At 70.5% G+C, this 12,245-nt stretch carries 9 protein-coding genes; 6 read left to right on the top strand and 3 right to left on the bottom strand.

The features are described 5' to 3' along the window. Positions 1–7 precede the first annotated feature (7 nt). The 3 genes from VKV26_19225 to VKV26_19215 all read left to right on the top strand — a co-directional run bounded on the left by VKV26_19225 (position 8) and on the right by VKV26_19215 (position 5,380). Positions 8–1,402, top strand: a complete 1,395-nt coding sequence (locus VKV26_19225) for an ABC transporter substrate-binding protein (GenBank protein HLZ72042.1) — start codon at positions 8–10, stop codon at positions 1,400–1,402. Positions 1,403–1,703: 301 nt separating this feature from the next. Continuing rightward, entirely contained in the window at positions 1,704–2,483 is a 780-nt protein-coding gene (locus VKV26_19220) for an ABC transporter ATP-binding protein (GenBank protein ID HLZ72041.1), read from the top strand. Positions 2,484–2,524: 41 nt separating this feature from the next. Beyond that, on the top strand, positions 2,525–5,380 hold the full coding sequence (locus VKV26_19215) for a molybdopterin dinucleotide binding domain-containing protein (protein ID HLZ72040.1): 2,856 nt from the start codon (positions 2,525–2,527) through the stop codon (positions 5,378–5,380). A 25-nt stretch (positions 5,381–5,405) separates the two neighbouring features. Here the strand turns inward: VKV26_19215 and VKV26_19210 are convergent, their stop codons facing one another. Continuing rightward, positions 5,406–6,242 carry a hypothetical protein gene (locus VKV26_19210; GenBank protein HLZ72039.1) on the bottom strand — a complete coding sequence of 279 codons (837 nt, stop codon included), beginning with the start codon at positions 6,240–6,242 and terminating at the stop codon, positions 5,406–5,408. 359 nt (positions 6,243–6,601) lie between these two features. On the opposite strand from VKV26_19210, the gene VKV26_19205 reads away from it, so the two are divergent. Then, a complete protein-coding gene (locus tag VKV26_19205) occupies positions 6,602–7,531 on the top strand; it encodes a cyclase family protein (GenBank protein ID HLZ72038.1) in 930 nt (309 codons plus the stop codon). On the opposite strand, the gene VKV26_19200 is transcribed toward VKV26_19205, so the two are convergent. Next, positions 7,528–8,037: a MarR family transcriptional regulator gene (locus tag VKV26_19200; GenBank protein ID HLZ72037.1), complete on the bottom strand. Its 510-nt coding sequence runs from the start codon at positions 8,035–8,037 to the stop codon at positions 7,528–7,530. The genes VKV26_19205 and VKV26_19200 overlap by 4 nt on opposite strands. A gap of 207 nt (positions 8,038–8,244) precedes the next feature. Between VKV26_19200 and VKV26_19195 the strand changes: the two genes are divergently transcribed. Both VKV26_19195 and VKV26_19190 read left to right on the top strand, forming a co-directional pair. Further along, positions 8,245–9,384, top strand: a complete 1,140-nt coding sequence (locus VKV26_19195; protein ID HLZ72036.1) for a methionine synthase — start codon at positions 8,245–8,247, stop codon at positions 9,382–9,384. Between the two features lie 66 nt (positions 9,385–9,450). Continuing rightward, complete coding sequence (locus tag VKV26_19190) at positions 9,451–10,911, top strand: helix-turn-helix domain-containing protein (protein HLZ72035.1); 1,461 nt, start codon at positions 9,451–9,453, stop codon at positions 10,909–10,911. A 187-nt stretch (positions 10,912–11,098) separates the two neighbouring features. Here VKV26_19190 and VKV26_19185 read toward each other — a convergent pair whose 3' ends face one another. Continuing rightward, positions 11,099–12,229, bottom strand: coding sequence for a hypothetical protein (locus VKV26_19185; protein ID HLZ72034.1), 1,131 nt, complete (start codon positions 12,227–12,229; stop codon positions 11,099–11,101). Positions 12,230–12,245: the final 16 nt, after the last annotated feature.

The following is a 12,245-nucleotide window of genomic DNA, read 5'->3' as shown; positions in this document are numbered from 1 at the left end:
GGCGACCGTGGATGAGGAACGGAAAGACTACTGGGTAAGCCGCAGGCTGTCGCGGCGCGGCTTCATGCGCGGCAGCTTCGGCGTGGCGGTGATGGGCGGCCTGGTGATGGCCGGCTGCAGCAGCAGCAATAACAACAGCGGCACCAACAAGCCGGCCGGCAACAACGCCGCCAGCTCGACCGGCGCCAAGCCGGCGGCCTCCAGCGCGGCCGCGGCGGCCACCAACGCCTCGGGCAGCGCGCCGGCCGCGGGCGCGGCGGGCGGCAAGCCGCCGTCGTTCAAGGGCACGCTCAATATCGGCTCGTTCATCGACCGCTCCGGTCCCACCGCAAACGTGGGCACGGTGCTGGGTCCCGGCGTGAACGACTGGGCCGAGTACATGAACGCCCAGGGCGGGGCCAACGGCTACAAGCTCAACTTCATCGAGTTCGACCACAAGTACGACGCGAACATCGCGCAGCAGGGCTACACGCAGTACGTCAACCAGGACAAGGTCGTCGCCATTCTCAGCTACGGCACGCCGATCACCGACGCGCTCAAGGGCAAGTCGGCCGACGACAAGATCCCGATGATGACGCCGGGTTACGGGCTCTCCGACTCGTCGGACGGCTCCAAGTACCCGTACCTGTTCGTGGGCGCGGCGTCGTACCAGGCGCAGATGCGGGCGCTTTTGCAGTACATCGCCGACGAATGGAAGGGCCAGGGCAAGAGCGGCAACCCCAAGATGGCCTACATCTATTACGACAACGCGGCCGGTAAAGACCCGTTCGACGCGCTGGACAAGTTCGGCCCGCAGCTCAAAGTCGATGTAGTGGACCGCATTCCGGCGCCGGCGACGGCGGTGGACCTGACGCAGCAGTTCCAGCAGGCGCAGAGCAAAAACCCGGATTACGTGATCGGCCATCTCTTCGGCGCCCTGCCCGCGCTGGGCATGAAGGCCTGGAAGCAGGTGGGGCTGGGGCCGAAGGTGCCGCTGATCGGCATGGTCTGGGCCTTCGGCGAAAGCGACATCCAGGCGGCCGGCGACGCGGCCGAGGGCTACATGGGGCTGCAGTTTACGGCGATGCCGGAGGAGAGCCCCGAAGCGTTGCAGCTCCTGCGCGCCTACTGGAAGTCGACCAACAAGCCGGAGCCGAAGGAGGACCAGATCGTCTATTACCTGCGCGGCGTGATGCAGGCCGACATGATCTTCGAGGCGGCGAAGAACGCCGGCGACAAGATCACCGGCGAAACGATGAAGAAGGGGCTGGAGTCGTTCAAGGACTTCAAGGCGCATGGCCTCTCCAGCGGCATGACCATGTCGGCCACGGACCACGGCGGCACCAACAAGGTGAAGCTGTACCAGGTGAAGAGCGGCAAGATCACGCTGATAAAGGACTGGTTCGAGGGCCCAGCGGCGTAGACGGCGGGGCGGGCCCTCACCCTCACCCCGTCCCCCTCTCCCTCTCCCAATGCTGGAGAGAGGGAGAGGGGCGATCCGGGGGAATAGTTCCGGAGATGAGTTGGGTTAGCGGGGCGGCGTCGGTCGCGCCCGCGGCCGCGCCGGGCCACGCCGTGCGCCCCTACAAGTGGCCCGCACAGCCGCGCCTTCAGCCCAAATCCCCCGATCATAGATCTCCCCTTCCCCTAGAATTGGGGGCACGAGAGATGAACCGGGGGATGGGGACCCGGCTTGGAGGAGAGTCTTGGCGGATGCGGCGCCGCTGTTGCGGCTGGATAACGTGCAGGTCTATTACGATCGGTCGATCCTGGCGCTGCGCGGGCTTTCGCTCAGCGTGCCGGAGGGCGCGATCGTCGCGCTGCTCGGCGCCAATGGCGCGGGCAAGAGCACCACGCTCAAGGCGATCTCCGGGCTGCTGCGCTCGGAGAAGGGCGAGGTCACCGAGGGGACGGTCGAGTTCGCCGGCCAGCGCATCGACCGCAAGGACGCCTCCGCGATCGTGCGGCTCGGCATCTTCCAGGTGATGGAGGGCCGGCGCGTCTTCCCGCACCTCACCGTGGACGAAAACCTGGTGGCAGGCGGCCACACCGTGCGCGACGGCGGCACGCTGGAGCAACGCAAGCAAGCGGTCTATCGCCTCTTCCCGCGGCTCAAAGAGCGGCAGCGCGGGCGGGCGGGCTACCTTTCCGGAGGCGAGCAGCAGATGCTCGCCATCGGCCGCGCGCTGATGGTGGCGCCGCGCCTGCTGCTGCTGGACGAGCCGAGCCTGGGCCTCAGCCCGCTTTTGGCGGCGGAGATCCTGACCCGGGTCAGCGAGATCCGCCGCGACGCCGGCACCACCGTGCTGCTGGTGGAACAGAACGCCCGCGCCGCGCTCTCGATCGCCGACTACGCCTACGTGATGGAGAACGGCCGCGCCATCCTCTCCGGCAGCTCGGACGAGCTGCGCGGCAATCCCGAGGTGCAGCGCACCTACCTCGGCGTCGGCGGCGAGGCCGTCTCCGGCGCCGGCGGCCGCGAGACGGTGGGCGTGCTGGGGTAGCGCGGGGCGGGTTGCCAGCCCGCGTGTGCTACAGTTTCCGCATGAAACGAGAGATTTCCCCAGATTTCGGCGCTCAGCCTGGCACGCAGACCGCCGGCGAGACGCCATCTCCCTCGGGGCGACCCAGCACAGCGGCGGACTGGAACGGCGGTCAGCTCGTCTCCTACCCGCCGCGCGAGCAGTGGGACGACTGGACCGAGCTGGACGCCAACGCCTGGCCGCGCCGCGTCGAGCGCCATTACACGCTGGTGCCCACGATCTGCTTTAACTGCGAGGCGGCCTGCGGCCTGCTCGCCTACGTGGACCGCGAGACGCTGGCGATCAAGCGTTTCGAAGGCAATCCGGAGCACCCCGCCTCGCGCGGGCGCAACTGCGCGAAGGGCCCGGCGACGATCAACCAGGTCAACGACCCGGAGCGCATTCTCTATCCATTGAAGCGCGCCGGGCCGCGCGGCTCGGGCAAATGGCAGCGCGTGAGCTGGGAGCAGGTGCTCGACGAGATCGGCGGGCGCATCCGCGACTCATTCTTAAGCGGCCGGCGCGGCAAGGTGATGTACCACGTCGGGCGGCCGGGCCACGACGGCTACATGGACCGCGTCCTGCAGGCCTGGGGCATCGATGGGCACAACTCGCACACCAACGTCTGTTCCGCCGCCGCCCGGCTGGGCTACGACCTCTGGCAGGGCGCCGACCGGCCCTCGCCGGATCACGCCAATGCCCGCTTCATGCTGCTGCTCTCCTCGCACCTGGAGACGGGGCACTACTTCAACCCGCACGCGCAGCGCATCATCGAGGGCAAGCAGAACGGCGCCAAGATCGCCGTCTTCGACCCGCGCCTCTCCAACACGGCCAGCGTCGCGGACTGGTGGCTGCCCACGTGGCCCGGCAGCGAGGCGGCGGTGCTGCTCGCCATCGCCCGCATCCTGCTGAAGGAGAACCTGATCGACCGCGAGTTCATGCGCCGCTGGGTCAACTGGCGCGAGTGGCTCGCGGCCGAGCGGCCGGCGCTGACGCCGAGCTTCGAGAACTTCTTGACCGAGCTTGCGGCGCTGTACGACGCGTACACGCCGGAGTTCGCGGCGCAGGAGGCGCGGGTGCGGCCGCAGCCGATCGTGCAGATCGCGCGCGAGATCGGCCGGGCCGGCAGCGCCTTCTCCTCGCACGTCTGGCGCGGCGCCGCTTCGGGCAATTTGGGCGGCTGGCAGGTGGCGCGCTGCCTGGAGCTGCTCAACGTGCTCACCGGCAGCATCGGCACGCCCGGCGGCACGGCGCCCAACACGTGGGACAAGTTCGTGCCGCAGCCGTTCTTGAAGCCGCCGCCGCAAAACCTCTGGAACGAGCTGCTCTGGCCCAAGGAGTACCCGCTTTCGCACCACGAGCTGAGCTTCTTGCTGCCGCACTTCCTCAAAGAAGGGCGCGGCACGCTCGACGTCTACTTCACCCGCGTCTACAACCCGGTCTGGACCAACCCCGACGGCGCCATGTGGCTCGATGTTTTGCAGGATGAATCGCTGATCGGGCTGCACGCGGCGCTGACGCCGATCTGGAGCGAGACGGCCTGGTTCGCCGACTACGTGTTGCCGATGGGCGTGGGCGCCGAGCGGCATGATTTGCAGTCGCAGGAGACGCACGCCTCGCAGTGGATCGCCTTCCGCCAGCCGGTGCGGCGCGTGGCGATGGAGCGGCTGGGCCGGCAGGTCGCGCACACCTATGAAGCGAACCCCGGCGAGGTCTGGGAGGAAGACGAGTTCTGGACCGAGCTCTCCTGGCGCATCGACCCGGACGGGGCGCTCGGCATCCGCAAGTACTTCGAGTCGCCCTACCGCGCCGGCGAGAAGCTGACGCCGGACGACTACTACCGCTGGATCTTCGAGAACTCGGTGCCCGGCCTGCCGGAAGCGGCGGCCGAGCGCGGCCTGGCGCCTTTGGAGTACATGCGCCGCTTCGGCGCCTTCGAGGTGCGGCGCGGCATCTACGGCATGCACGAGACGCCGCTGGGCGAGCAGCAGCTCGCCGGCAGCAGCGTCGAGCCGGAGACGGAGGTCGTGCGTTCGGCCGCGGGCGCGGCGATCGGCGTGCTGATCGACGGCGTGGCACGGGCGGGCTTCCCCACGCCCTCGCGCCGGCTGGAGTTCTACTCGCCCACGCTGGCCGCCTGGCGCTGGCCGGAAGAGGCCGTGCCGAACTACATCAAGAGCCACGTGCACTGGGAGCGGCTGGACCCGGCGAAGGGCGAGTTCGTGCTCGTCCCGACCTTCCGCCTGCCGACGCTGGTGCATACGCGCGGCGGCAACGCCAAGTGGCTGTACGAGATCGCCAACACCAACCCGCTCTGGCTGCACCCCGAAGACGCGGCGCGGCTGGGCATCGAGGCCGGCGGCCTGGCGCGGGTGACGACGGAGATCGGCTACTTCGTCGTCAACACCTGGATCACGGAGGCGATGCGGCCCGGCGTGGTCGCCTGCTCGCATCATCTCGGCCGCTGGCGGCTGACGGAGACGGCGGGCGAGCGCTGGTCCACCGTGCTGTCGGACATCACCCGGCCTGCCGACAGCACATGGCTGCTGCGCCAGCGCGAGCCGATTGCCCCCTTTGAGAGCGACGATCCGGATTCGCGCCGCATCTGGTGGCGCAAGGGCGGCGTGCACCAGAACTTCACCTTCGGCGTGCACCCGGACCCGATCTCCGGCATGCACTGCTGGCACCAGAAGGTGACGGTGGCGCGGGCGCTGCCGGAGGACCGCTACGGCGACGCGCTGGCCGACACGGAGGCCTCGATGCGCGTCTACCGCGAGTGGCTGGCGCAGACGCGTCCCGCGCCCGGGCCGGACGGCAGCCGCCGCCCAAGCTGGCTGCTGCGCGCTGTCCGGCCCGCGCCGGAGGCGTACCGGGCGTAGCTGAAGACCGCTCCACGGCCAACGCTCAGCGCGGCAGGCTGCCCTCGGCGACGATCACCATTGTGCCATCGGTCTTCTCGACCCAGGCGAAGACGCCCTCGCGCTCCGGCGCGTCGGCGAGCGGGCCGGTGGCCACGGCGCGCACGCGGATCGGTTCGTTGGGCCAGAGCACGTTGGTGAACTTCACCAGCAGGCGGCCGCCGCGCGCCCAGCGATCGCCCAGCGCCCGGTCCAGCAGCTCGCCGGCGTAGCCCATGGTCATGCGCCCGCCGACCACGACATCGCGGAAGCCCAGCTCACGCGACTTCTCGGCGTCGGAGTGGTAGTTGGCCGAGCCGTGGAAGAAGCGGCCGCACATGGCAAGCGTCACCCTGGTCTCGATCGCGCCGAGGTCACGGCCCGCGGGTTTCGTAAATGTGCGGGCGCCCTCCTTCTCTTTGGGATCGCGCAGGCGCACCTCCTCCGGCGCCGAGAGGCCGGGTTGCGAGAGCAAAAAGCTCTGGTGATGGCGCTGCACGGAGAGGACGCGATCGCCGTCGGCGCCGCGCAGCACGGTCTCGGTCAGCAGGATCGTGCGCTCGCGCCGCGGGTAGATCTCCAGCACGCGTCCCTCGGCGCGGTAGGTCGCGCCGCGCGCAAGCGGCTCGTGAAACTCCCACTCCTGCCGCAGCCAGAGGTGGCCGCGCTGCTGCGAGAAGAGCAGCCGCCCGCCGATGTCGGCGCCGTTGGCCAGCATCGTCGGCAGCTCCGCTCGCTCCTCGACGCCGAGCCCGGCCAGGTAGTCCGCGACCAGCGCCTCGGTGATCGGGAAGCCGCGCGGCGCCAGCACCTGCCCGACGAACGGCTCTGCCTGCGTCACCATGTTCGCACCCTCCTGCGTCGGCGTTGCCTATCCCTGCCTCGCTCAGGCTCGGCTGCGCATTGCGGGTCTCCCACGGTTGCGCTGCGCTCTGGCCCGGCACGGAAAGGGTTGGTTCGAAGGCTACCAGATCTCCTCGCACCCCACCCTTCCCGTGTCAGGAAGGGAGACGTGGCTTCAGCCACGGCGGGGTTTGGCAACGCGGCGAGTCCGGCGCGCCGCCCGCCGCACCACTTTAGCCGATCCGAGCGGGCTTCGACGCCAGCGCGTAGGCTGCGGGGGATTGTCGGAAAGTTGCCGCTGCCGGGCGCACCGCAACGCGCTAAGCTGCGCCTTGCATGGCGAGCAGCAGGAGGCAGCCGATGACCACGCAGACCACGACCACGGCGGACGTGCAGGCGATCTTCGACCGGGTGAAGAACTGGGGCCGCTGGGGCGCGGACGACCAGATCGGCGCGCTCAACTTCATCACGCCGGCGGTGCGCAAAGCCGCCGCGGCCACGGTGCGCGATGGCGTGGCCGTGAGCTGCGCCCTGCCGCTGAACACGACGCCCTCGGACGAGAACGCGAGCCCCGTGCTGCACTACATGGTGCGCGGCGGCGACATCGAGAACGCCACCGGCTCGGCCGACTTCTTCGCCATCGCCACGCACGGCATGGCGCACACGCACCTGGACGCGCTCTGCCACATCTTCCACGAGGGCAAGATGTACAACGGCCGGCCGGCGCAGCAGGTGACCTCCGGCGGCGCCCTGGCCAACGCGATCACCAGCGGCGAGAACGGCATCGTCTCGCGCGGCGTGCTGCTGGACGTGGCCGCGGCGAAGGGCGTGGACTTTTTGGAGCCGGGCGACGCGATCTATCCGCAGGATCTCGAGGCGGCCGAGGCCAAGGGCGGCGTGAAGGTGCGCGAGGGCGACATCCTGTTGGTGCGCACGGGGCGGCACCTGCGCAAGCAGCAGGTGGGCGCCTGGAACGGACGCGAGACGCTGGCGGGGATGCACGTCACCTGCATGCCCTGGATCCACGGGCGGGGCGTGGCCGTGCTCGGCTGCGACGGCATCAGCGACGTGATGCCCAGCCGCGTGGAGGGCAGGGGCCGGCTCGCGGGGCTGCCGGTGCACGTCTGCACGATCGTGGCGATGGGCGTGCACCTGATCGACAACGCCCAGCTCGAAGACGTCGCCCGCGCCTGCGCCGAGCGCCGCCGCTATGAGTTCTTGCTCACGCTGGCCCCGCTGCGGCTGGAGCGCGGCACCGGCTGCCCGATCAACCCGATCGCCCTGTTCTAAGCCTTGGCCGGCGGTTTCTCTTCGAGCCGCCGATCAAGCCGGCGCAGGATTGCGCAGACCGTCTCACGCTCGGCGTCGGTGAGCTTGTCCATCAGCGCGTAGGTCGTGGCCGCGGCCGCCTCGGTTGCCGCATCCACGACCTCCAGCCCGCGCGCGGTGAGTTCGACCAGAATGCCGCGGCGGTCGCTTTCGTCGGGGGCGCGCACGACCAGGCCGGCGCGCTCCAGGCGGTCGATGCGCTTCGTCATCGCGCCCGAGGTGCAGAACGTGGTGCGCGAGAGTTCGGTGGGCGTGAGCCGGTAGGGCGCGCCGGCGCGGCGCAGCGCGGCCAGCACGCCGTACTGGCTTTCGTCCAGGCCGTTGGCGCGGCTGCAGCGATCGAGCGCCCGCGTCGCCAGGTGGGTAATGCGGGCCATGCGGAAGTACACCTCCTGGTGAGACCAGTCGAGGTCCGGCCGCTCGCGCCGCCAGGCGTCCATGATCGCGTCGACGTGATCGCGCTGCATGGGCCGATGGTAGCGGCTGCGCGGCGGAGCGTCGATCCCGCTGCGGCCACGGGCGGCATCAGCCGCTTCGGCCGCTTCGGCCGCTTCGGAGGAAGTATCTTCGCAAGACGATATCCGCATGTTGTGTTTTCCTCCGGATTGGAGTATGACACAGGCATCGCCGGGTCTCCAGTCCGCGCCGGGCTGGCGGCCGCTCAAGGAAGCGTCATGGCCCAGCAGTTTCGGGCCGACCAGGTCGGCAGCCTGCTCCCCTCGCCGGAATTGCTGCGTGCACGCGCCGCCTACCGTGCCGGCGAAGCCACGCTCGCCGCGCTGCGCGCCGCCGAAGACCATGCCGTCGACGCGGCGCTGGCGCTGCAACGCGCGGCCGGCATGGAGGTCTTCACCGACGGCGAGCTGCGCCGCGAGACGCTCTACTCCGTGCTCACCGAGGCGGTCGACGGCTTCGTGCCCGCCCCGGCGCCGCGCGGCGCAGCGATGAACGGCGCGGCCGATCCGTGGGATTCGCCGCGGCAGGTGGCGGGCGCCGCCCTGCACCCGCTCTACCGGCTCACGGCCGTGGAAGCGGCGTATCTGAGGCAGCACGCGGCCGGCCCGATCAAGGTCACGCTGCCAAGTCCCGTGGCGGCGATGAACGCGCTCTACCGCCCCGGCGTGTCGGAGCGCGCCTATCCCACGCCCGAGGACCTGCTCGAAGACCTGGTGCCGATCATCCGTGCGGAGATGCTGGCGCTGGTCGAGGACGGCGTCGCCTGCATCCAGCTCGACGAGGGCTTCTCCGGCTTCGTAGGAGAGGGCTGGCGCGGTCGCCTGCGCCTGATGGGCCAGGAACCGCAGGGGGCGCTTGAGCGAGCGATCGCCGCGGAGAATGCCTGCTACGACGCCCTGCCCCGCGATCGCGTGACGCTGGCGATGCACCTCTGCCGGCGAAACGCGCGCAGCGCCTGGGGCGGTATCGCCGGCTACGAAGGGCTGGCCGAGCAGGTGTTCGGCGGCCTGCACGTCGATCGCTTCCTGCTGGACTACGACTGCGAACGCTCCGGCAGCTTCTCGCCGCTGCGCTTCGTGCCGCCGGGCAAGACCGCCGTGCTCGGCCTGGTCTCCTCACGCCAGAGCTGGCTGGAAACCGAAGAGACCCTGCGCAGCCGCATCGCCGAGGCCACCCTCTACCTGCCGCTGGCGCAGCTCGCCGTCAGCACGCAGTGCGGCTTCGCCCGCGCCGCGGCACGGGGCCTGCTCAGTGAAGAAGATCAGCGCCGCAAGCTGCAACTGGTGGCCGGCACGGCTCGCGATGTCTGGGCCGCGCAGCCGTCGCTGGCGGCGAGCGTGCAACCGGGACCGGCCTGATCCCCGTCGGGAGCCGGGCGTCCGGCGCGACGGCGTTATGCACCGCCGTATCGCAAGCCGGGCCGCATGAGAAAGGGCGAGAACGTGGTGACCAACCTGGTACGCGAACGTTCGGCCGCTCTCCGCGCCGAGGCAGGGAACGGCCACAAGGGCCGGCCGGTGGCGGACGGTGCCGCGCTGCGATCGGACGTTTCGCCGCGCCTGCAGGCCACGCTGCGCGCCCTGCAGGTGGAAAACGCCCTGCTGCGGCTGGTCGTGGGGATACACGACCGGCTCGACAGCCTCGTGCTCGGCGGCGAGGGGCTGGAGAGCATCACGGCCGAGCTGGCCGCGCTGCTGAACCGGCCGGTGCTGCTGCTCGACCCGCTGCTCTGCACGATGGTGCAGCAGCCGCCCCCTGGTGCGTCGCGGGCGGGGCCGGCCGGGGTGGGCGAATGCCTTTTCGACCTGCGCGACGCCTCGGTCGAGCGCATCCTGCGCATCATCGCGGCGGAGCGCCGGCCGCTGCGGGTGCCGCTGGCGCCGGAGTCCGGCCTGCCCTTCGCCTGCGTGCTGGCGCCGATTCTCGGCAACGATCTGCCGCTGGGCTACCTGGCGATCCTGGACGTGGCCGGCGACGGCGAGGCAGGCAACGATGAGGCGGCATTGCTGCTGGCCGGCCACGCCGCCGGCGTCTGCGCCCTGGCGTTGGCCAGCGCCCAGCAGGAGAGCGCCGTCTCCGCGCAACTGCGCGACGAGTTGTTGGACAGCTTGCTTTTGGGCGAGGTGGCAGGCGCGGACGCGGCGCGCGAGCGAGCGCACCGGCTCGGCTACGACGAGTCGCGACCCTACCGCGCCGTGTTCGCGGCGCTGGACGAGCCGGAAACCCTGCCGCGTCACGACGCGGGCGAAGCCGTCTGGGCGGCGGCGCGGCGCAAGCGGCTCTTGGCAAGCCTGGCCCGCCTCGCCGGCGAGCGGGCGCCCGGCGCGATCGTGGCCGAGCGCGACGAGGGGCTGGTGCTGCTGCTGCCCGAGAGCGGTCCCTCCGGCGCGGGCGACCTCGCGCGGGCGCTGGTGCACGCCGCCTCGATCGAGCCAGGCCGGCCGCTGACGATCGGCGTCGGCGGCGTCTGCCAGGCGCCGCTGGACGTCTCCCGCAGCTACCGCCAGGCGCGCCGCGCGATCGAGATCGGCCGCCGCTTCGGCCGCCGCGGCGAGGTCGTGGAGTTCGGCGCCCTCGGCCTCTACCGACTGCTCTTCCAGGTCAACGATCCCGGCGAGCTGGACGCCTACGTCGAGCAGGTGCTCGGCCCCTTGCTGGCCTACGACCGCAAGCACCACACCGAACTGGTGCGCACGCTGGCGACCTACCTCGCGCACAACAGCGCCGTGCAGGCGACGGCACGGGCCCTGACAATCCACGTCAACACCGCGAGCTACCGCCTGCAGCGCATCGAAGCGATCTCCGGCCTCGACCTGGCGCAGGCGGAGGACCGCTTGCAGGCGCGGGTGGCGCTGAAGATCCTCGACGGCTGCAGCGTGGACTGAGGGGCGGCGACGGGCGGCCCTCATCCCCTTCCCTTCCCCCAATCCTGGGGGAAGGGCGATCCGGGGGTGCCAAATCGATGCGGCGTCGGCTTTACCGTACGCTGTTCGGAACGCTTACGGCAGGATCGTCTCCTTCGCCCAGGATTGGGCGAAGGAGACAGGAGAGGATGCGGGCCGCAGGGCGCGCTCAGCCGTTGCCCCGCAGCTCGCTCCGCACCAGCGCGGCGCCGGCGGTCAGCGCCTGCAGCTTGGCCCGCGCAATCTCGGCGGGCAGGTGACGCAGGCCGCAGTCTGGGTTCACCATCAGCCGCTCGGGCGGCAGCACGGTCAGCGCCCGCCGCACGCGCGCCGCGATCAGCTCCGGCGTCTCGACCTCCTGGCTCTTCACGTCGATCACGCCCAGGCCGAGCATGAAGGTCGCGCTCGGATAGCGACGGAACAGCTCCAGATCGTCGTAGCCCTTGCGCGCGAACTCCAGCAAAACCTGGTCCACCTGCGCATCGACGATCGCCGGGAAGAGGAAGTCGTACTGGCCCTGCCAGAGCGGCCGGGCGTAGCGGTTGCCGTAGCAAACATGCACGGCGCGCATCGTCGTGCGCGGATCGACGCCTTCAAAGACGATATTCAGCGCCTGCACGGCCAGCTTGGCGCGGTCGCGGTAGCCCGCCAGGAACGGCTCATCGACCTGTAAGACGGCGACGCCCGCCTCGGCCAGGGCGCGGGCTTCGCGGTTCAGCGTGCGGGCGATCGCCAGCACCAGCTCGGCCTCGTCGGCGTAGCACTCGTTGCGCAGGCGCCGCGAGAGCGAGAACGGCCCCGTCAGCGAGAACTTGATCGGCCGGTCGGTGTACTGCAGGGTGAAGAGGAAGTCGTCGACGAGCCCCAGCGGCGGCGGAGCGGCCGGGTCCGGCTCGGGCAGCGGGCGTGTGACGCGCGCCTCGTAGTAGTCGTAGTAGAAGTCCTTCGCCAGGTGCGGGATCTCGACGCCGGGCAGGCGCGCGAGGAAGTAATCCACGTCGTTGTCGCGGCGCAGCTCGCCGTCGGAAACGACGTCGATGCCCGCACGCTCCTGGTCTTTGAGCGCCGCCTTGATCGCCACCTCATGGATCTCGGCGAGATAGGCGCCGCTGATGCGCCGCTGGTAATAGTCGGTCTTCAGCCGCTCCAGCCATTCCGGCACCGAGTAGGACCCGACCACGCTGGTGGCGAGCGGCGCCGGCAGCCACGCCGCCGCGGGCGCCGTGCCGCCGTTGCGCGCGGGAGCCGCGCCGTTGCCGGCCTCGTCCGCTCTGGTCTGCGCCGGCGTTTCGCTTGCCACGGTTCTCGATCGCCTC

It is taken from the genome of Dehalococcoidia bacterium, assembly GCA_035310145.1.
Lineage (GTDB): Bacteria > Chloroflexota > Dehalococcoidia > CAUJGQ01 > CAUJGQ01 > CALFMN01.
Note: the sequence above shows the minus strand (reverse complement) of the source record. Positions and strands in the feature narration are given on the sequence as shown.